Annotated in this window: 19 protein-coding genes; 17 read left to right on the top strand and 2 right to left on the bottom strand. The window is 47.6% G+C overall.

What is annotated here, in order from left to right; all coding sequences use genetic code 11:
• Positions 1 to 11 precede the first annotated feature (11 nt).
• The 9 genes from KJS65_RS10880 (at position 12) to KJS65_RS10840 (ending at position 11,194) form a co-directional block, all read left to right on the top strand.
• Positions 12 to 1,202, top strand: a complete 1,191-nt coding sequence (locus KJS65_RS10880; protein ID WP_213649833.1) for a GTP-binding protein — start codon at positions 12 to 14, stop codon at positions 1,200 to 1,202.
• 204 nt (positions 1,203 to 1,406) lie between these two features.
• On the top strand, positions 1,407 to 1,658 hold the full coding sequence (locus KJS65_RS10875) for a YolD-like family protein (protein ID WP_213649832.1): 252 nt from the start codon (positions 1,407 to 1,409) through the stop codon (positions 1,656 to 1,658).
• A 100-nt stretch (positions 1,659 to 1,758) separates the two neighbouring features.
• On the top strand, positions 1,759 to 2,895 hold the full coding sequence (locus tag KJS65_RS10870; RefSeq protein ID WP_213649831.1) for a zinc-dependent alcohol dehydrogenase: 1,137 nt from the start codon (positions 1,759 to 1,761) through the stop codon (positions 2,893 to 2,895).
• 202 nt (positions 2,896 to 3,097) lie between these two features.
• On the top strand, positions 3,098 to 4,600 hold the full coding sequence (locus tag KJS65_RS10865) for a sugar ABC transporter ATP-binding protein (RefSeq protein WP_213649830.1): 1,503 nt from the start codon (positions 3,098 to 3,100) through the stop codon (positions 4,598 to 4,600).
• Positions 4,601 to 4,624: 24 nt separating this feature from the next.
• A complete protein-coding gene (locus KJS65_RS10860) occupies positions 4,625 to 5,629 on the top strand; it encodes an ABC transporter permease (RefSeq protein WP_213649829.1) in 1,005 nt (334 codons plus the stop codon).
• A 78-nt stretch (positions 5,630 to 5,707) separates the two neighbouring features.
• A complete protein-coding gene (locus tag KJS65_RS10855; RefSeq protein WP_213649828.1) occupies positions 5,708 to 6,685 on the top strand; it encodes an ABC transporter substrate-binding protein in 978 nt (325 codons plus the stop codon).
• A 132-nt stretch (positions 6,686 to 6,817) separates the two neighbouring features.
• Complete coding sequence (locus KJS65_RS10850) at positions 6,818 to 8,422, top strand: helix-turn-helix domain-containing protein (protein ID WP_213649827.1); 1,605 nt, start codon at positions 6,818 to 6,820, stop codon at positions 8,420 to 8,422.
• Positions 8,422 to 10,224 carry a cache domain-containing sensor histidine kinase gene (locus KJS65_RS10845; protein ID WP_213649826.1) on the top strand — a complete coding sequence of 601 codons (1,803 nt, stop codon included), beginning with the start codon at positions 8,422 to 8,424 and terminating at the stop codon, positions 10,222 to 10,224. Before KJS65_RS10850 ends, KJS65_RS10845 begins: the two co-directional genes overlap by 1 nt.
• Positions 10,190 to 11,194, top strand: coding sequence for a substrate-binding domain-containing protein (locus tag KJS65_RS10840; RefSeq protein ID WP_244864479.1), 1,005 nt, complete (start codon positions 10,190 to 10,192; stop codon positions 11,192 to 11,194). The genes KJS65_RS10845 and KJS65_RS10840 overlap by 35 nt, the downstream gene beginning before the upstream one ends.
• Before the next feature lie 8 nt (positions 11,195 to 11,202).
• On the opposite strand, the gene KJS65_RS10835 is transcribed toward KJS65_RS10840, so the two are convergent.
• Positions 11,203 to 11,976 (bottom strand): class I SAM-dependent methyltransferase, encoded by a 774-nt coding sequence (locus KJS65_RS10835; protein WP_213649825.1) that lies wholly within the window; start codon positions 11,974 to 11,976, stop codon positions 11,203 to 11,205.
• A gap of 242 nt (positions 11,977 to 12,218) precedes the next feature.
• Here KJS65_RS10835 and KJS65_RS10830 point away from each other — a divergent pair, with 242 nt between their 5' ends.
• The 6 genes from KJS65_RS10830 (at position 12,219) to KJS65_RS10805 (ending at position 17,526) form a co-directional block, all read left to right on the top strand.
• Positions 12,219 to 12,947 carry an ABC transporter ATP-binding protein gene (locus KJS65_RS10830; protein ID WP_213649824.1) on the top strand — a complete coding sequence of 243 codons (729 nt, stop codon included), beginning with the start codon at positions 12,219 to 12,221 and terminating at the stop codon, positions 12,945 to 12,947.
• Entirely contained in the window at positions 12,944 to 13,786 is an 843-nt protein-coding gene (locus KJS65_RS10825; protein WP_213649823.1) for an ABC transporter permease, read from the top strand. Before KJS65_RS10830 ends, KJS65_RS10825 begins: the two co-directional genes overlap by 4 nt.
• Positions 13,787 to 13,799: 13 nt before the next feature.
• Positions 13,800 to 14,570 (top strand): ABC transporter permease, encoded by a 771-nt coding sequence (locus tag KJS65_RS10820; RefSeq protein ID WP_213649822.1) that lies wholly within the window; start codon positions 13,800 to 13,802, stop codon positions 14,568 to 14,570.
• Positions 14,571 to 14,592: 22 nt separating this feature from the next.
• A complete protein-coding gene (locus KJS65_RS10815; protein WP_213649821.1) occupies positions 14,593 to 15,288 on the top strand; it encodes a response regulator transcription factor in 696 nt (231 codons plus the stop codon).
• Positions 15,267 to 16,751 (top strand): HAMP domain-containing sensor histidine kinase, encoded by a 1,485-nt coding sequence (locus KJS65_RS10810; RefSeq protein WP_213649820.1) that lies wholly within the window; start codon positions 15,267 to 15,269, stop codon positions 16,749 to 16,751. The genes KJS65_RS10815 and KJS65_RS10810 overlap by 22 nt, the downstream gene beginning before the upstream one ends.
• A gap of 94 nt (positions 16,752 to 16,845) precedes the next feature.
• Entirely contained in the window at positions 16,846 to 17,526 is a 681-nt protein-coding gene (locus tag KJS65_RS10805) for a hypothetical protein (protein ID WP_213649819.1), read from the top strand.
• A gap of 110 nt (positions 17,527 to 17,636) precedes the next feature.
• Here KJS65_RS10805 and KJS65_RS10800 read toward each other — a convergent pair whose 3' ends face one another.
• Complete coding sequence (locus KJS65_RS10800) at positions 17,637 to 17,834, bottom strand: hypothetical protein (protein ID WP_213649818.1); 198 nt, start codon at positions 17,832 to 17,834, stop codon at positions 17,637 to 17,639.
• A gap of 128 nt (positions 17,835 to 17,962) precedes the next feature.
• Here KJS65_RS10800 and KJS65_RS10795 point away from each other — a divergent pair, with 128 nt between their 5' ends.
• The gene (locus KJS65_RS10795) at positions 17,963 to 19,747 is read left to right on the top strand and encodes an SgrR family transcriptional regulator (protein ID WP_213649817.1); all 1,785 of its coding nucleotides are present in this window, start codon (positions 17,963 to 17,965) and stop codon (positions 19,745 to 19,747) included.
• 141 nt (positions 19,748 to 19,888) lie between these two features.
• The gene (locus tag KJS65_RS10790) at positions 19,889 to 21,184 is read left to right on the top strand and encodes a glycosyltransferase family 2 protein (RefSeq protein WP_213649816.1); all 1,296 of its coding nucleotides are present in this window, start codon (positions 19,889 to 19,891) and stop codon (positions 21,182 to 21,184) included.
• Positions 21,185 to 21,197 lie beyond the last annotated feature (13 nt).

The following is a 21,197-nucleotide window of genomic DNA, read 5'->3' as shown; positions in this document are numbered from 1 at the left end:
ATTGTGAAAATATGAGTCAAAATAAGATACCGGTTACCGTTCTGAGCGGATATCTCGGTTCAGGCAAAACGACGGTACTCAATCATGTGCTGAATAACCGTGAAGGGATGAAGGTTGCGGTCATCGTAAATGACATGAGCGAGATTAATGTGGACGCTGCGCTCGTACAATCTGGCTCCAGTCTCTCCCGTACCGAAGAGAAGCTTGTAGAAATGTCGAATGGCTGCATATGCTGCACGTTGCGGGATGATCTGCTTCTTGAAGTCAAAAAACTCGCGGAGGAAGGGCGGTTCGATTATATTCTAATTGAATCCACAGGAATCTCCGAGCCGATACCCGTCGCCCAAACCTTCAGCTATATTGATGAGGACTCCGGCATCGATCTGACAAAATTTGCCCGTTTAGACTGCATGGTAACGGTTGTGGATGCATACCGTTTCTGGAAGGACTTCGGATCCGGTGATACGTTGCTGGACCGGGCGGAGGCCTCAGGCGATAACGATGACCGGGATGTCGTGGATCTGCTGATCGATCAGATTGAAACCTGTGATGTTCTGCTTCTGAACAAATGCGACCTCGTGGGAGAAGAAGAGTTGAACCGGCTTGAGGGACTGCTGCGCAAACTTCAGCCTTCGGCAGCATGCATCCGTATTGTGAACGGACAAGTTAAACCATCTCTCATTATGAATACAGGCTTGTTTGATTTTGAAAAAGCAAGCATGTCCGCCGGCTGGATTCAGGAGCTTGAGAAAGAAAACCATACGCCGGAAACCGAGGAATACGGTATCAGCTCATTCGTTTATCGTAAACGGGCGCCATTCCATCCGGGGCGTTTGGCGGAAATGATGTTGGAATGGCCGGAAGAAGTTGTTCGTGCCAAGGGTCTAGTATGGCTGGCGGTTAAAGATGATGTGGCTGCAAGCTTCAGCCAGGCGGGACCCTCCATCCAATTTGGACCTGCTGGGTACTGGCTCGCGGCGATGCCGGAAGCGGAGCAGAAAGAAATATTGGAGTCTGAGCCGGCTCTTCAGCGCAAATGGGACAGTACATGGGGGGATCGGATGAACGAAATTGTCTTGATCGGCATGGATATGGACCGTAAAGCAATGGAAGATCAGTTCGATGCATGTATCCTTACACCGGAAGAGATGAACTCGGACTGGTCCAGATTTCAAAACCCACTGCCATGGATGACAATATAATATTGAAGTAATGTCCATCAGGAATAAAAAGGCTGCCAATATTGGCGGCCTTTTTATGTAAGTTTCATTTCTTTTCATTTTATAATAAGTTAAAATTGTTAAATGACTAATTCCGTTATTCAGCTTCATTATTAATTAGTTGGCTAAGAACGATGGTTCAATGTGTTATACAAATCATAAAAATGACTTCTGGGGGTAATATATATGGCTAAATCCAAAGTTCCTAAGAGACCAACAAGAGATGAGTTTGTCTTAGAAGAGTTGGGAAATCAGTTAACTGAGGCATTTCAGGAGGATTCGGAGATCGTTTTGACGGTTTGGGGTAGGGAAGAGACCGTGCGAGGACAGATAGATTTGATGGACTCCCGGACAGGCAAGGTGCATATCAGACAAGATGGGGCGATCACGAAGGTTCCATTCATGGACATCATGTCCGTAGATTATCCAAGAGATTAATAAGCAATCATATTCTTTTTAATAGCGCTAAGTCGATGATCTCTCTAAATAAACTTTTCAGGCTCCGGGTAAACTAGGGAAAAACCCATGGAGGAAAGCCATGAAAGCAGTGACGTACCAAGGACGTAAAAAGGTTGAAGTGAAGGAAGTCCGGGATCCCGGGCTGGAGAAAAAGGACGATATATTGGTCAAAATCACGACGACTGCGATTTGCGGCTCAGATCTCCATATCTATCATGGTCTGATTCCTGGTATGTACGACAACTATGTCATTGGCCATGAGCCAATGGGCGTCGTAGAAGAAGTTGGTCCGGATGTGACCCGTGTGAAAAAAGGGGACAGGGTCATCATTCCATTCAACGTATCCTGCGGACAGTGCTTTTACTGCCAAAACCAGATGGAAAGCCAGTGTGATAATTCCAATGATGCCAGAGATACGGGCGGGTACTTGGGGTATTCAGAAACCTACGGTGGTTATATGGGGGGACAGGCTGAGCTGCTTCGGGTTCCTTATGGGAATTTTGTTCCCTTTGTCGTGCCGAAAGAAGCGGAGCTGGAGGATGAACAGATTCTCTTTCTATCCGATATCATGCCCACGGCCTTCTGGGGTGTTGACAACGCCGGGGTAAAACCCGGGGACACAGTGGTCATTCTCGGCTGCGGCCCGGTAGGGCTGCTTGCACAGAAGTTCGCTTGGAAGAAAGGCGCAAAGCGTGTCATTGCCGTCGATTATGTGGACTACAGGCTGCAGCATGCCAAAAAATACAACCATGTGGAGACATACAATTTTGAAGCTATGGATGATCTAGACAAATATCTGCTCGAGTTAACCAAAGGTGGTGCTGATGTCGTTATCGATTGTGTGGGTCTGGACGCCAAACGGACGCCGATAGAAAAGGTTGAGACGACACTCAAGCTGCAAGGTGGTTCTCTTGGAGCTTTCGATATGGCCGCTAACATTGTTCGTAAATTCGGTACCATTTCGGTTGTTGGCGTTTATGGATTGAAGTACAATATGTTCCCGTTAGGTCATTTATTCGAGCGGAACATTACGGTTAAAATGGGACAGGCACCTGTCATTCACTACATGCCGGAGCTGTTTAAGATGATTAAAGCCGGTGAAATAGATGCAACAGACATCATTACCCACAGGCTTCCTATATCAGAAGCAGAGCATGCGTATAAAATATTTGACGGTAAGGATGACAACTGTATTAAAGTGGTGTTAAAGCCTTAAACAAACACGAATGTATGCACAAAAGCGGATGACCGTTAAAAAGCGGCCATCCGCTTTTTTCTGTTCACCTGCATAGATCATAGATTTTTCAACTTTTTTGAAGAGATTATTCCATGTTCGCCGCCGGGTCATCCCGATACAATGAAGCTAAATATGAAAACGCTTCCCATACAGCGGAAACAGCAGAAACGGGGGATTAAGGATGAGTGCACTACTGCGGTTGGAAGGGATCGAAAAAAGCTTTCCCGGTGTACATGCATTAAAGCAGTGCAAGCTGGAATTGCTGCCCGGCGAGGTGCATGCATTGGTTGGAGAGAACGGCGCCGGTAAATCTACATTGATGAAAATTGCAACCGGCGTGTACACAAAAGATGCAGGACGGATGGTTTATAAAGGCGAGGAAATTGAACTGCCAAATACCCGTGCGGCAAGAGACCGTGGAATCAGCATGATTCATCAGGAGCTGAACTTACTGCCTCATTTGACAATAGCCCAAAATATTTACCTGGGTCGCGAACCAAGAAAGTTTCGTTGTCTGGTGGATGACCAAGAGATGAATGCCAGAGTCAGCGGTCAGTTTGAAAAGATGAATTTGAAGCTGGATCCCAAAATGCTCGTCTCGGAACTGAGTGTGGCGAAGCAGCAAATGGTGGAAATTGCCAAGGCGCTCTCCTTCCGTTCGGAGGTGCTGATTATGGATGAACCGACGGCGGCCCTGACGGAAACCGAGATTCAGGATTTGTTCAGAATGATTACCCAGCTGAAGCAACAGGGAGTCGGCATTATATACATTTCGCACCGGATGGAAGAACTGCAGCAGATTTCCGACCGAATTACTGTGATGCGGGACGGAGCCTATGTGGATACGATCGATACGAAAAACATGGACGTAGACCAAATTATCCGCATGATGGTTGGCCGGGAGTTGTATGAGACGGAATCCCCCGCATCTGTCAGTCCTCAATCAGAAAAAGTGCTTGAGGTTAAAGGATTGTCCCGGGGCAGGGAACTTCAGAATATTCATTTTAACGTGAAGAAAGGTGAGATTCTTGGCTTCGCCGGATTAATGGGTGCAGGCAGGACGGAGGTAGCCAGAGCGATATTCGGAGCAGATCCAGTGGATCATGGTGAAATCCTCATCCGTGGGAAAAAGGCGAAAATACGCAGTCCACATGATGCAGTACGCCTGGGGATCGGTTATCTGTCTGAGGACCGGAAACGATTCGGCGTTCTGGTAGATATGGATGTGGCCAGCAATATTGCCATTGCTTCGTATAGGCGATACCGGAATATGGCCGGCTGGATGAAGGAGGCACATATCAACCGGACCGCAGAGCATTTAGTCAATACGCTTTCGATTAAGACACCGAGTATTGGGCAAAAGGTCAAGTTTCTTTCCGGAGGCAACCAGCAGAAGGTGGTCATCGGCAAGTGGCTGACCCGGGACTGTGATGTGCTTATCTTTGACGAACCCACTCGGGGGATTGATGTCGGGGCAAAAAGTGAAATCTATAAGCTGCTCGAGACCCTTGCGGCCGAAGGAAAGTCCATTATCATGATATCCTCCGAGCTGCCCGAGATTCTTCGGATGAGTCACCGGATTATCGTGATGTGTGAAGGACGGATTACGGGAGAGCTCAGTGCAGAAGAAGCAACGCAGGAAACGATCATGAAATATGCGACGATGCGGTCGCGGGTCATGTAATACGATTTTTAAGGGGGATTACTCGTGAAGCTTCAACCAACACAGACAGCAGCAGGCGGGCAGCAAGCCAAGAAAACAGGAACCAAAGGAGCTGCGAGGCAGAAGGTGCTTGCCTTTGCGAGTCTGATCCTATTAATTCTGGTTTTCAGCTTGTTGTCAGGCAACTTTTTTCGATTTGATAATTTAGTCGGCATTATGCTGTCGACCGCGGTTATTGGTGTTCTTGCACTGGGGTCCACCTTCGTTATCATTACAGGCGGTATTGATCTTTCAGTAGGTACGGTTATGACGTTTTCCTCAGTGATGGCCGGCGTATTCATCACTTATTGGAATGGGCCGGTATGGCTCGGTGTGATTGGAGGAATCCTTGCAGGTTCTCTATGCGGGCTCGTCAGCGGTTTGATGATCGCCAAAATGAAAATTCCGCCGTTCATCGCTACGCTCGCAGTCATGATGATTACGAAGGGACTTTCGCTAATTATCTCGGGAACGAAGCCCATTTATTTTACCGATAAGCCATTATTCAACCAGCTTACTATGGGCTCTATTCCGGGATTGGAAATTCCAAATGCAGTATGGATATTCTTGATCTCCTCAGTCATTGCGGGCTTTATATTAACGAAAACAATCGTTGGCCGATACAACTTTGCGCTTGGCAGCAATGAGGAAGCAGCCCGTTTATCGGGTGTGAATACCGTATTCTGGAAAGTCGTTATCTATGTCATGACAGGTACTTTCAGCGGGATTGCGGGCATTATGATGGCTTCCCGGCTGAATTCAGCCCAGCCCGCACTCGGCAGCGGCTATGAGCTCGAAGCCATCGCTGCGGTAGTCATCGGTGGAACTTCGCTGAGCGGCGGCATGGGTACCATCCTTGGTACGGTCATCGGGGCATTGATCATGAGTGTATTAACCAATGGTCTTCGGATTCTGTCGGTGGCTCAGGAATGGCAGACCGTCATTGTTGGTCTTGTCATCATCCTTGCGGTGTATATGGATATTTTGCGCCGCCGAAAAAACAAGTCATAAACAAGGTTGGTATCGCCTCCCGGTAGGGAGTTTGCATACGTGTAGAACCAATATTTGAATGAAAACAGGGGGTAAAACATGAAGAAGAAGCAATCGAGAATAATCCTGCTGAGCGGGATGTTGGCAGCTGTTCTGATGCTGAGTGCATGTAACAGTGGAGGCGGGGATAAGGCTGCAAGCTCAGGAAAACCCTATATTCCAGTCATTTCCAAGGGGTTTCAGCATCAGTTCTGGCAGGCGGTTAAATCCGGCGCGGAAAAAGCGGCTAAGGAGTTTGATGTGGAAATCACGTTTGAAGGTCCGGAGACGGAGACACAGGTTGATAAGCAGATCGAGATGCTCCAGACTGCACTTGATAAAAAGCCAAGCGCCATTGCTTTTGCGGCACTGGACAGTAAAGCTGCTGTACCTCTGCTCGAAAAAGCCAAGTCAAACCATATTCCAGTCATCGGATTCGACTCGGGCGTGGACAGTGAAATTCCGGTTGCAACAGCAGCTACCAACAATAAGGCCGCAGCAGCGCTTGCTGCTGACAAAATGGCAGAGTTGATCGGCGGCTCGGGTGAAATTGCACTTGTCGTTCATGACCAGACCAGCCGTACCGGAGTGGACCGCCGTGATGGATTCAAGGAACAGATTGAGAGCAAATACCCGAATATCAAAATTGTCGACATCCAGTATGGCGGTGGTGATCAGCTAAAGTCTACCGACCTGGCGAAGGCAATTATGCAGGCTCATCCAGATCTGAAAGGCTTCTTCGGTGCCAATGAAGGCTCGGCTATCGGCGTTGCCAACGCGGTAAGTGAAATGAAGAAGAGCGGAAAGATCGTCGTCATCGGTTATGACTCCGGCAAACAGCAGACGGATGCCATTCGCAATGGCACGATGGCCGGCGCGATCACACAGGATCCGATCGGCATCGGCTACCAGGCAGTAAAAGCTGCTGTAATGGCCATGAAGGGTGAAAAAGTTGAGAAGGATATCGATACCGGCTTCCACTGGTATGACAAATCCAATATCGATTCAGAAGAAATCAAGCCGCTGCTGTATGAGTAATGCCTAGAAAAGGAAGCTAAGAAAAGGAAGAGAATAGCATAACAGAGGCTGCGCAAAAGTGGCAGTCTCTGTTATGCTATTTACACTTACTGCATGTCTGCTGCTGTATGTCTGAACTGAGGGGGAGCGCATGTGTACAAGGTAATATTGATCGATGATGAAGATGAAGTACGCGAAGGGATCCGTAATAAAATCTCCTGGAAGGACTGCGGCTTCGAGCTGATCGGCGAATACGACAACGGCCTTGACGCTTTGGATGCCATAGATTGCGAACGTCCGGACTTGATCGTTACCGATATATGTATGGCATTTATGGATGGGCTGGAACTGGCTCGTATAGTCAGTGAGCAGTACCGGGATATGAAGGTCGTCATTATTACCGGCTATGAAGATTTTGAATATGCGAAGCAGGCGATTACTTACCGGGTGCAGGAATATCTGCTCAAGCCGATTAATGCCCGTGAATTCACTTCACTTATGCTTCAGATGAAAAATGAACTGGATGCGGAACGTGAACAGCGGCGTAATTTAAGTCAGCTGCGTATTCAGTTGAACGAGAGTCTTCCCCTCCTGCGTGAACGGTTTATGGAAAGGCTAGTATTCACGCGCATCAGCAGAGATATGCTGCAGCGGAAGCTTGATTATTTCCATATCCGTCTGAGTGGACCGTCATATATCGCATTAGTCATCGATATGGGTCAGGCGAGGGGAAAGCGTGAACTGCGGGATGAGCAGGAGCTGCTGCAGTTTGCAGCCTTTAACATTGTTCAGGAACAACTGGAGCAGGATGGAATCGGCATTGCCTTTCGGACAAGGGATGACCGTCTGGCGGTTATTCTTCAAGGGGCCACGGAGCATCTGGAACTCAAAGCGCAGCGGGTGGCGGATCAGGTCAGAAGCAGTCTGGATAAATACATCAGACTCCCTTCTTCGATTGGAATCGGCAGGAAAAGCGATGCGCTGGAGGAAATTTCATCTTCATATCAGGAAGCGCTCTCATCACTTGATTATACGTTTTTACTGGGAGAAGGAAGAGTCATATCCATTCAGGATGTGGAATACGGGCATACCGTTCCCGCGTACACGGCCGATTGGGAGCAGCAGCTCATCAGTTCACTGAAAACAGGCAAAATGAGCCAGGTTTCCAGCGTTTTTCAGTGCTGGTTTCAAGAACTTAAAACCACCGGTGTATCACTAGAACGATGTCACAGCATTCTGTATCAAATTCTGATTGCGATGATGAAGCATGCTGAAGAAACGGGGCTGGGCGATTCCAGTCTGATTCCAGCGGAAGCCTTTTCCAAGGTGGGTACCTTCCATACACTGGATGAAGCCAAGTCCTGGATCGAAGGCATCGGCCGCGATATATTGATCAGCTTGACGGAACACCGCTCTTGCCATATCCGTTCACAGATGGATACGGCAGAAGCCTATATCCGGGCCAATTATCAGGATGAAGGCTTATCGCTGCAGCAGGTCTGCAATCATCTGTTTATGAGCGCCAGCTATTTCAGCGCTCTCTTCAAGCAGCATACGGGCGGGACCTTTGTGGAATATGTAACGAGAATCCGGATGGAAAAAGCTAAAGAGCTGCTTAGAACAACACGCATGAAAAGCTATGAAATTGCCGAAAAAGCAGGCTATAGTGATCCTCAGTACTTCAGCGTCCTCTTCAAACGGAATACCGGCAAAACACCCAAAGAATTCCGGCAGCATCAGCAGGAGAGCATCCGTTGATGAAACTGATGAACCTGTTCAGCCGCCGCAGCATCCATATGAATATTGCGATCGCTTTTTCCTGTCTGATCGTGTGTACAACTGCTATTTTGAGTTTTTCATCGTATCGTTTATCTTCGAACGCCGTGACAAGCAGCTCAATTCAGAAGACATCCCAGCTGGTCGAGCAGGTCAAGGTCAACATTCAGACGTATATTGGAAACATGGAGAGCATCGCGTCACTGGTTATATCCAGTCGTGATGTGATGCGGTTTGTGGATGCTACCCAGCAGGATCGAGATTCGGATGAATCTTTGAAACGGGGGGCAAGCCAGTATTTACGGTCCGTGGTTCAGTCCAGGAAGGATATTGCTTCTATTTTGTATGTGAACAAATCAGGAGATTTTGTCTCCGACCAGTCCCATGCCATCATGAAATCCAAATCGGAATGGACACAGCAGGATTGGTACCGGCTCGCGCTGACGTCTTCGGAAGAGGTTGTATCCCCGTCGCATGTTCAGCATATCTTTGAGGACCAATACCGCTGGGTGGTCTCCATCAGCCGCAAGCTTCCGGAGAGCGACCGATCCCAGGAAGGCGTGCTGCTCGTTGATCTTAATTATAATGTCATCAATGATCTGTGCAGGCAGATTGAGCTTGGTCAGCGTGGATATGTATTCATTGTATCTCCTTCCGGTGATCTGGTTTATCATCCGCAGCAGCAGCTAATTCATTCAGAGCTCAAATCGGAGCAGATGCAAACGGTGCTGGATATGCGTGAGGGCAGCATCAAGCTGGGAAAAGCTGAAGAAAGTAAAATGTATACCGTGGCTACCACATCCTTTGGCTGGAAAATCGTTGCAGTCACTTATCCCGACGAGCTGATTGAGAACAAACATCAGATGCAGACATCTGCTGCACTATGGGGAGTTTTATGCCTGATTGTCGGGTTAACCATTTCCATCATATTATCTTATGCTTTGACCAAGCCGCTAAAAAATCTGGAAATGCATATGAAAAAAGCGGAGCGCGGCAATTTTGATGTCCGTGTTGATATCGAAGGTACCCATGAAATCGGTAAACTTGCGCGTACCTTTAATCTGATGATTTCCCGCATCAAAGAGCTGATGAACCAGATTGTGCAGGAACAGGAGATGAAAAGACGAAGTGAGCTAAAGGCATTGCAATCGCAAATTCAGCCTCATTTTCTCTATAATACGCTGGATTCGATCATCTGGATGGCGGAATCCGGAAAAGTGGATGATGTAGTCGAAATGACGACAGCCCTTTCAAGATTGCTGCGATCAAGTATCAGCAAAGGGGAAGAGCTTGTGCCGGTTTCGGTTGAACTGGATCATATTCGCAGCTATCTGACGATTCAGAGCAGACGTTACAGAAAGAAATTCACCTACTCCATCGATGTGGAGGACAATATTCTTGCGGCTCCGATTCTGAAGCTTGTCCTGCAGCCGATTGTGGAGAACGCGATATACCATGGAATCAAGCCAAACCCCGATCAAGGACATATTCAAATTCTTGGGTGGAGGGAAGCTGATTCAATTCTGCTCACGATTGCGGATGATGGTGCAGGCATGGACCCGGAGAAGCTGCGTACGATTCTAATGGATAAGCCTGGAGTCAGCGGGGGGACAGGCGTAGGCATAGCCAATGTCAATCATCGGATTCAGCTTTATTTTGGACATGAGTATGGTTTGCACTATGAGAGTGAACGTGAGGAAGGAACGACTGTAACTCTGCGTATCCCATATATGGAAGATGAGGTGAAGGATGATGGGGAAAGCGGCAAAATGGACGTTGATTAGCCTGCTTCTGTTCGGAATACTGGCTGTTGGCTGGAGCGGTTACCGGGCAATGTCCCATACCCTTCATCCAAAAAGGCCGTTCATCATCTATATCCCGAAAACCATTGATCCCAGCATTGAATTCTGGGTGGTGATGCAGCAGGGAGTTATGATGGCCGCTAAGGAATTCGGTGCAGACATCAAAATGATGGGCACGGAAACCGAGCTGGATGTAGATGAGCAAATCGATATCGTGGAGGAAGCCATCAGGAGCAAACCCGATGCGATCATGCTGGCTGCCAGTGATTATATCAAACTGGTCCCGGCAGTGCAGCATATCCGTGAAGCGGGAATCCCTCTGATTATGGTCGACTCTAATGTGGAGGGGGAATTATCTAACAGCTTCATTGCTACAGATAATTATGAAGCAGGGAGGATTTCGGCAAGATTGCTCAAGGAACATGTGAAGCCGGCTGAGAAGATTGCTATTGTCAGCTATATTCAGGGAACGGGAACCTCTCTCGACCGGGAAAAGGGCGTCAGAGACGAGCTTAAAGCAAGCGGATATTCCAATATCAGTCATACGATTTTCAGTGAGGGCCAGGTTCAAAAATCATATGAATTAACCCGCGAGCTGCTGATGAAAGAGCCGGATATTAGCGGCATTGTCGCGCTGAATGAGCCTTCAACGGTCGGTGCCGGAAAGGCGATACTGAATTTGGGGCTCCAGTCGAAGGTCACCCTGATCGGCTTCGATAATTCCAACAGCGAGATCAGGCTGATCGACCGGAACGTGATCCAGGCAACGGTGATCCAGCGGCCTTTTAATATGGGATATTTGGCAGTCAAAACAGCCGTCAGCGTTATTAAAGGGCAGAAGGTCGAGAAAATGGTAGATACCGGTTCGAAAGTCATCACCAAATACAATATGTACACCAATGAAAATCAGAAGCTGTTGTTTCCGTTTGAAGATGAGCTGCCTGAAAAATAAGTTCTATATCAAGCCTTCGCAAGCCAGATAGTCCATAGATCCTTCTCGATGATCGGGCCGGATCTTCCTATTTTTTCTGATATATACGATATAAGCTCTTCCAGCTCGGTATCCGAGCATTCATGCAAAATCGAGCGTCCTGTTCGGCGGTGCAGATCCTTCAATAACGCCTCAGGTTGGTCGTAAACAGCCCGTAACTCTTCCAGCTTCAATTCCTGAATATCATGAAATCCGCTGATCTGCATCGCCGTTTTTACTTCCTCTGAGGGATGTCTTCTGGAAATCTCTATGTCAGCAAGGCGAGGGTATTTTTCGGAAAAGAAACCGCGGATATGAGTTGATGAACCGGGCTGCAGGCAATCCTCCGGTGTTCGGTCCTGTACGATAAGTGTTCCACCAGGCTTTAAAATCCGGTGCGCTTCGGCAAAGCATGCGGGCAAATTATTCAGATGATGAATCAGCGCTCTTTCCAGCACGGCATCGTATTGCCCGGAAAGAAGACCAGTCTGGTAAGCGTCCCCCTGAATCCAGGACACCGCATCCATATTCGCGAGATTACTCTCTGCTCCTTTCAGCATTTCAGCTGAATAATCAACCCCAGTGACATGCTCAGCCCCAAGTGTTAGCAAAGCGCGCGTATAAATTCCTCCCCCACAGCCAATATCCACAGCTTGTTTACCTTTCAAATTCAAATGTTTGGATATAAGCTCCAGCCAGGATGAATCCGCAGTCCGTGTCGTGTAAGAGGAACGGTTGCTTGGATCATGAAAGTTCATAGGCATAATATGCTCTCCTTTTTAAGTTTCATATAATGAAACTCGGTTTTGTTAAACGAGATGACTTATTCGTATTATAGATGATCAATAGAGTGATTGGCTATATTTTTGTGGAAATTGGAGACGACGGTCGGAAGAATGTATGATCCGCTACCAGAGCTCTCCATACGAACAAGTAATATAAATTTCCGGACGTTATAAATTCTTTATAATTGCCCTCTAATATAAATCGCAGGAGGGGATTAAACATGAAAGTACTGGAAATTGAACAGATTACCAAAAAAGCCGGACGGCGGACGCTTGTTGGCGACATGTCCTTCGATATTATGCAGGGTGATGTATGCGGCTTTGTCGGCCCCAATGGTGCGGGAAAGACAACGCTGATCCGAATGATTACAGGCCTGATTAGACCCGGGGAAGGAAAAATAAGAATTGAAGGTTTTGATGTGCAGCGGGACCGGATGAAGGCGCTCGGGCAAGTAGGCGCGATTGTGGAATCTCCGATCTTTTTTCCATATATGTCCGGGAGAGATAACCTGCGCAATCTGGTAAAGCTGCATCCCAATATATCAAAAGAGAAGCGGGCCTCGCGCGTGGATGAGGTACTGCGGATTGTGGGTCTGGAGGGACGCGGAAAGGATAAGGTCAAAACCTATTCGCTCGGAATGAAGCAGCGCCTTGGCATTGCCCAGGCACTTCTCGGTGATCCCAAGCTCATCATCCTGGATGAACCCGCCAATGGACTGGATCCCATGGGCATTCGCGAGCTGCGGAATCTGATTCTAGAGTTGAATGAGAAGCATGGCATAACCTTTTTCGTATCCAGCCATTTACTTGATGAACTTCAGCGGATATGCAGCCGGTTTGTCATCATCAAAGAAGGCAGGCTTGTATGGCAGGGGACGCAGGAGCAGTGGCAGCAAATTGCCGGCAGCCGCAGCCTGGAGGATCATTTTGTGGAGATGATGACTTCATGATAGCCTTGCTGCACAGTGAATGGGAACGCTTATGGAAGCGGAAGATTGCCTGGATTTTTCTCATCGCAATACCTTTGATTATCCTTGCGACATCCAAATATTACATCGGTCATAATTTGGTGAGGCCACCAGGGGGCCCTGAACATACAACCGCGGAGAATTTTCCGGTCATGGCTATGATCGAGCAATTAATAGTCGTGTTTAATGTGCTGGTGCTGGTGCTTCTGACCTTGTCATTTACGGAGGAATACCGCTCGGGACAACTTCGTATGATCATGTTACGGTCATACAGCAGCACACAGCTGTTTTGGGCAAAATGGATTGCGTTCGCACTTTTAATGGCCCTGTTTTTCATCATTTATTTACTCTTCGCTGTTATGGCAGGATACACATTCTTCAAATCTTCACCCCAGCAGATTCTGTTTTACTACGATCATACCGTACCCAGTGGAGACATGATCCTGTATACACTCCGTTACTATGGCATGGCATACGCCACTGTAATGGGTACAGCTTCGGTATTCATTGCCATTGGGGTCATATCGCGGTCTTCGACTGCGGCCATTGGCCTCGGCATGGGCTATTTACTCTGCTCATTGGCATTTCCATTGATATATGAGATGTCCAACCGCGTACTTGGACTGGGTCTGCCGGCTGTTCTTAAATATCTGTCTCTTACAGAGATACAATTCAGCGGTATCGCCGTTATGCTGTCCAATGCAAAGGCTCTGCAAAGCTTGCATCTGGGCCTATGGATGATATGCATCCTTGTCGTCTATGCAGCATTTTTTATGGCAATCGCCCGTCTGATCTTTACCAAATCGGACCGCTGGATATAAGGAGGAAAATGAGATGCTTCAGCTTATGCAAAGCGACTGGCAGCGTATGTGGAAACGCAAAAAAACTTTTGTCAGCCTGCTGATCTTTGTATGTATTGTTTTGCTTGACTGCTTGTTTTTAGGAATGCAAAGTCTGGGGGCATTTGATAATGTCTCGACCGTGCCGCTGACGGCTCAAAATTTTTCATTGTTTTTGTTAAAAGAAGTATCCTTTTTTCTGGTGCTCATTATTGGCCCTATTCTGATGATCGACAGCTTCAACGGGGAGTATCACAGCGGCCAGCTGAGGCTGGTTCTGATTCGGCCCATTTCGATCATGCGAATGTTTGCCGCAAAGTGGATCAATCTGGCTGTGATCATGGGAATATTTCTGGTTGTAACCTTTGGAGTAGGGGAAGTATTTGGACATTTGGTTAAGCCCAGTGTGGACTCCGTTGTATTTCTGAATCCGGACCGTCCATACAATCCTGCCGGAGCGTTCATGTACTGCCTGCAATCATACGGGCTCTTCATGCTGATTTTGCTTGCGCAATTAAGCGTGACGGGATTGATATGCACCCTGCTGCCAAGCCCGATCATTTGTTATCTCGGCTGGGTAGGAGTAGCGGTGGGTTCGATGTATGTTTCCAATACGTTCAGCTTCTTGCTGTTTGGTATATCCACGATCTTTGAATGGATGGCCGGAACTTACACGCATGCTTTTCTTTTACCGGTTTTTGTTTGTGTCATTCTTGGTTTTTCCATTACAATGTTGTGGTGGAAGCGAAGAAACTGGGTGAGATAAACCTACAGCAGGAGAGTTGATTATGCAGGAAAAGATATTGATCGTTGACGATGAAGCCGATATCGTATCACTTATGGAACAGGCTATGACAGCCGCGGGGTATCAGGTATGTACCGCTTCAGACGGGACACAAGCAATAGATATGCTATCACAAGCGCCGGATATTATTATTCTCGATGTAATGATGCCGGGAATGAATGGCTTTGAGTTATGCCAGATGATCCGGGAGGAAGTGGATTGTCCGATCCTGTTCGTAAGCGCAAGGCAGACAGAAGCTGATCGCATCCAAGGCTTGTCCATTGGCGGGGATGACTATATCACGAAACCCTTCAGCCTGCGTGAGCTTAAAGCAAGGGTAGCGGCACATCTGCGGGGAAACCGAAGAGTGCGGGAAAGCTCAAGTGAGCGTTCCCTGCTTCGCTACGGAATCCTACGGATAGATCTCAAAGGCAGAGAGGTGCATGTAAATCAATCTGTTGTCCCGATGACAGCAAAGGAGTTCGATATTATTGAATTGCTTGCGCTGCATCCCGGACAAGTGTTTTCCAAAGAGCAAATTTACGACCGGATATGGGGACTTGAAGCCATCGGCGATACCAGTACGGTGACGGAACACATCAAGAAAATCCGTGCTAAGCTGGCAAGTCAGGTTCCCGGCAGCAGCTATATATCCACATTATGGGGGGTTGGCTACAAATGGGAAAGATCGGATTCATAGAACGTCTGCCCCTCAAAAGACAGCTGATTCTTACCTTCGTGTGGATTATGCTCCTCAGCGTCGTCTGCTCGATCATTACGATAGGTATCGGCATGTGGTGGCTGTCGAAAAGCAGTTGGATACAGCCTGCCAATACATATGAAAGCCAGCTTCCCGAAATAGCTCAATATGTTCGCTCACAGCATGCCTTGATCTTGAATCCGGATAATCGGGCTGAACTGGAAAAGAGAGTACCGGCGGAAGGTATTCAGTATCAAGTCGTTAATGTAGATGGAAAGCCGCTATATGGAACGCTCCGTGAACAGAAAATACCAACACGGGAGGACCTAATCAACGGATTGAACAAAACGGTTTCCGAAGGATCATCCATGGGTTTTGGCGGGCGCTTTCTGAAGATCGTTCCTATTACATCGGCAGAAGGGGATTTGAAAGGGGCAATCCTTTTCCAATATAAGCTTGAAGTATCAGGAAAAAGCGGTTCAGGGTTTAACTGGGCCAATCTTGCGATAATTCTGATCTTTTTGGTATCGCCCTTTTTCTACATCGCGATTTTCACTTATTTGTTTGCAGCCAAATTCGGCAGAAGAATTGCAAGACCGGTTCATGAGCTCATAGAGGCTTCGCAGCGGATTCGCAACCAGGATCTCGATTTTACGGTGAGCTACAAGGCGGATAATGAGCTGGGGATGCTGACAGAATCCTTTGAAAATATGCGCGGTGCTCTTAAAAGCTCCTTGCTGAGGGAGTGGAAGCTGGAGCAGGAACGAAGGGATATGATGGACGCCATTGCACATGATTTCCGGACGCCGATGACGATTATTCAGGGGAATGTGGAGCTGCTGGCGGATACACCGGACATGACACGCAGCAGGGCCGAACTACATCTGAAAGTCATCGAGGACAACATTCAACGGGTAAACCGGCTGATTCAGGATGTGCAGATTGCTTCTGAGAAAGATATGGAGTATTTTCCACTCCGGGGCGAGGAGGTCATTCTGGAGGATTTTCTTCGTGACAAAGAGCGCGAGGTTGGTTACATCTGCCACTCCCATCAGGCTGAATATTCCTTTGCATATGAGGTTTTAACGGTGGATCCCATGAAGACGGTGTACATGGATGTGCAGCGGGTCAGCCAGGTTCTGGATAATTTGATTGCCAACAGCATCCGCTATCTGCCTTCTGAGGCTGGTTGGCTTGGAGTAAGGGTTCAAAGGCAATCCTCAGCGCTGCAATTCGAAATTTGTGATAATGGGCCTGGTTTTAAGGATCAGGATATGCGCCATCTGTTTGAAAAGTTTTACAAAGGAGAGAAAGGGCAAACCGGTCTAGGACTTTATACGGCAAAAATTATTGCCGAGAAACATGGAGGGAGCATCCGGGCACTTAACCGCAAGGAAGGCGGGGCCTGCATGGTCTTTACGATTCGAACAGACGCTTCCGGGTTGAGTGATGTGCATTTTTAAACCAAAACGTAACCCGCCTGTAACTTTCATCGATACCAATTCTACTAAAATATATCTGTAAATATATAACAGCGAAACGTTGGGAGAATGAACGATGAAAAAACGACTCAAGATTATGATAGCTGCTTGCTCCGCATTTGTGCTGCTATCTGGTTCCGCCTTGGCTGTAACGGCCGGTCCCCGAATTTTTATTAACAAAGCAGAGTTTGCGACTACGTTTTTGAAGGTGAAAATGGAGAATGGAACTGCGATGGTTTCTCTCCGTGCGATTGTGGAGCAGCTAAAAGGGGAAGTTACATATAAAGATAACAGCCTCTATGTTTCTTTACCCGAAGCCAGCCACTTATCCCATCAGGTAAACGGCTTCCAAACTGCGCTGCAAGCGGAAACGCCTGAGGAAGCTGCGAATACCTGGATACGCGGGGTTCAGAAAAGAAGCGGTCCATTGCAGTATACCGTTATGACACCTGCAATGCAGCAGAGCACCAAACAGGAATTCGAAGATAATTTCTGGGTTACAGGCGGTTCCAGTCCGCATATGGGTAAGGTTACGAAAATGGATACCAAACAGTTGTCGCCTGACAAAGTGCAGATCTCATTCGATTACCCCCTTATTGCTTCAGGTGAGGCTATAGATTCGGGCAAAGCTTCCCTGATCATTGAAAAGGGGAGCGGCAGTGCCAATGATTATTGGGCCATCTCGGAGATCTATCTAAAAGATCTTGGAGATACCGGACTTATGATCGGCGCCAAGGAATTGAAAGACGTGAAGTAAAGATGATGAACAGCGAAAGCCAGGATACGTGTATCTTGGCTTTGTTATCATGCGAAAAAAATCAGGGGAATCATATCATATACCACTTATACCGCTGGATATTCGTTACATCAGGCTCGATATCTTTGGCGTCGAAATGTTCTGCGGAATAATCTCAGCGGTATTTCATACCATTTTTCATGAATATTTTTTTCCTTGTTCGATTGATGGATCAGCAGTGCTTCTTGTTCTCTTTTGATTTTCTCAGCATTTTTGCGATCGGCCTGATCGTACTCAAGCAGCTTTTCAAACGTATATAGCTGTAGCATGGTTTCTCCCTCGCTTCATCCTCTATTTGTTTCCAATTATGAGCTATTCAAAAAGGTCTAAAAAGTGTATACTTGCGAAAATGATTTTCCCCTTTTACGCGCAAAAGCTATGGAAGGAGGGTAGATACATGTTATTACATGAACAATATCTCATGCTGTACAACCGGTTTTCCGATGGAAGTGACAGCAGGAGACCAATTGAAGTCACCTTGGATGATCTGTCTTCAGCGCTGTTTTGTACCGTGCGGAATGCGAAGCTGATTTTGCGAAAGCTTGTTGAAGAGAAGCTGATTGAATGGCTCCCTGGCAGGGGGAGAGGGAATTATTCGCAAATTACATTCAATGAAGCCAAAGAGGATCTTCTGGTTGATCTGTCTGTTGGGTTGGCCAAAAATGGTGAATATAAGCAAGCCTTTGAGCTGCTCAGCGGCTATGGACAGGATACCTTTGCGAAGGATAAGTTTCTTGACTGGCTGAACGGACATTTCGGATACAAAAAAGAGGAAGGGATGGAAGGATTGCCTGCAAGCGATACGTTGATCTTTCCTGTGCTTCATTCTCCCCGAACGCTTGACCCCGCCGAAGCCAACTATGCGTTCGATACGCATCTGCAGCGGCAAATCTTCGACCGTCTGTTATCATTCGATGAACAGCTCGGCCGGATTGTCCCTGGAATTGCCCACCACTGGAATTCTGACAAGGATGCAACCGAATGGACCTTTTACCTGCGCAAAGGCGTCCGTTTCCATCATGGTCAGGAGCTCACATCCAAAGATGTACTTTTCACTTTTGAACGCCTGCGTCTGGATACACAGAATCAGTGGCTTTTACGGGAAGTCCAGCAGATTGAAGCCCTGGGACCGCGTGTGGTGCGCATCCGGCTCCGCAAACCCAACCGGATATTCGACAGATTTATGTGCTCTGTGGCGGCATCGATCCTTCCCTACGGATTGGCAGGGCAAGATGAAAGTGTCTTTTGGAGCCTTCCGATCGGTACCGGACCGTTCAGCGTCGTGTCCTATTCGAAGCATCGAATGGAGCTTGCCGCCCATACCCATTATCATCAGGGCCGTCCTTATTTGGATGGGGTTGAAATTGTCATTATGCCTGAAGATTGTGATCCGGAATCCATTGGTTATCCTGCGGTATTGCACACTTGGGATCGATTCAGGCAAGAAGAACAGGACTCGAATGCAGATGGAAGAGGGACTTCTGAAAAATTACGGCAGGCCTGCACCTTGCTGTCCTGGAATGTGAACCGAAAGGGTCCACAGCAGTCTGAAGCCTTCCGCAGGGCCGTCCGGATGATTATCCATCCTGGAGAAATGATTGCTGAACTGGGCGGAGCCCGCATACTTCCTGCATTTGGCTTTCGGCCTGATGAGAGTCATACCCGGGTCATTAACCCGATCCGTCCCGAACGCGTCAGGGCAGCACTGAAGGAAGCGGCGTATGATGGAACAGTCATGCATTTTTCGGTGTACGATAAGTACAGGGAGGATGCGGAGTGGATCCAATCACGTCTGGCGGATTGGGGAATCCGAACGGAAATACAAAATTATAAAACATGGGCAGAGGCTGATTTCACCTTAACAAGTATTGTCTTGGCCGAGGACGAGGTTTGTGAAATCGAGACCTATGAGAATCGGAGCAGCGTACTGAAGAAGTATTTGGATGAAGAGCGCCTAAGCTGGATCACAGCAAGGATCGATGACGCGTTAAGTGCGGATTCGGTTGAGACGAGGCGCATGATTTTGCGGGAGATCGAGCAATATCTTCGTAGTGAGGCATCGGTGATATTTTTGCACCACCGTCAGCTCAATACGTTTTTGCATCCGTTTGTACGGGGAATCAGTCTGAATGCGCTGGGCTGGATCGATTTTAAAGATGTATGGCTCGAAAAGCATGATTAAATTGAATATCGTGGATAAGGCCGCCGGAGACAGGCGGTTTTTTTGTGCTGAAATGATTGAATTGAGTCTATGGATATATATGGCGAACAAAGAGCGTATGTATGGATTATTTATCATTCATTTCAGAGGGGGAATGGCACGATGATGATTTTCGTGCTTGGAGCAGACGGAGGAAGTGAAGAACGGATAACAATCCGTTCCATTGCTGAGTTACTTCCCTCCTTCAGGATAATCACGGTTTCTCCCGGACAGAGTCACATCATGAACGATACCACTCCATTCACCTTGGATCAGGTTTGCATGACCATTAGAGCGGGAAGCCGATTGTATCCAGGTATTGAACAACGTATAGAGGAATCCATTTTTCAACTGGAACAGGTACCTTATCCATGGATACATTTGGTTCCTGCTCAAGAGGTAATGTCATTCCAATCTCGGTTTCGGCCTGGTGAGGCAGGACCCGTTCTGTGGAATCTCCGGATAATGGAAGGATTGGGAATTGATTTTCCTGTAACTGCAGCGTTACCTTCCGACAGCTTACTGGAGTGGTTTCTCATGCATCAAATGAGCAAATCCCTTCCCGGAATGTCTCTGGAAACGTCAAATTGGGCTCCATCCCCATATAAATTCCTGAATTGGCAGCGCAGAGAGAAGGAGTGGGGGAAGCTTGCCCCGATTGCCTGCCCTGCACCGGGTTCTATAGAAGTTCCGGTGGAAGGAATTGATCCTGTGGTTACGATCGTCCTCGCTGTGTTTAATGAACCGGAATATTTGCAGTGGGTCGTCCAAAGCGTAAGAATCCAAACCTCAGCATCCTGGGAGTTGATTATGATTGACGATGGATCAACGGATGACACGCCCTATTTCATGGAGAAGCTCGCGTCCGAAGACACGGCCCGGATTCATATTTTAAAGCATGACTCCAATCAGGGAAAGGCAGCGGCATTAAATACAGCTCTTCGGCTTGCTCATGCTCCTTGGTTGCTGGAATTGGACGCAGATGACTGGCTGGAACCAAACTGCATAGAGGAAATATCAAAAATATTGTCATCTCTAGATCCTGATACCTCGCTTCTATATGGAAATCATGCTGAATGGAAGCAGGAGAGCGTTGGAAAGCTTTCGTTCCGTGGGGTATCCAGAAATCCGGCATCTCTGGATACCAAATCATTATTGATAACAGGAGCACCGCTCGCTCCGAGAATATTTCGGACAGAAGCACTGCGGAAACTGGGCGGATGGAAAACCAATGATCCTGCCGGTGGACGATTGTATGAGGATATGCTGATGATCGTGAGGATGCTGCGGCATGGGAGCTCTTTTTATCTAAACAGGTGTTTATATAACCGCCGCATTCGAGTTAACAGCATTACAAGGACGCATCAAGAGCAATATTTGAAATGGAGTGCATGGATAATAGAGACGTATCAACTTTGATCATGAATATACA

It is taken from the genome of Paenibacillus sp. J23TS9 (genome assembly GCF_018403225.1).
Taxonomy (GTDB): domain Bacteria; phylum Bacillota; class Bacilli; order Paenibacillales; family Paenibacillaceae; genus Paenibacillus_AQ.
Note: the sequence above shows the minus strand (reverse complement) of the source record. Positions and strands in the feature narration are given on the sequence as shown.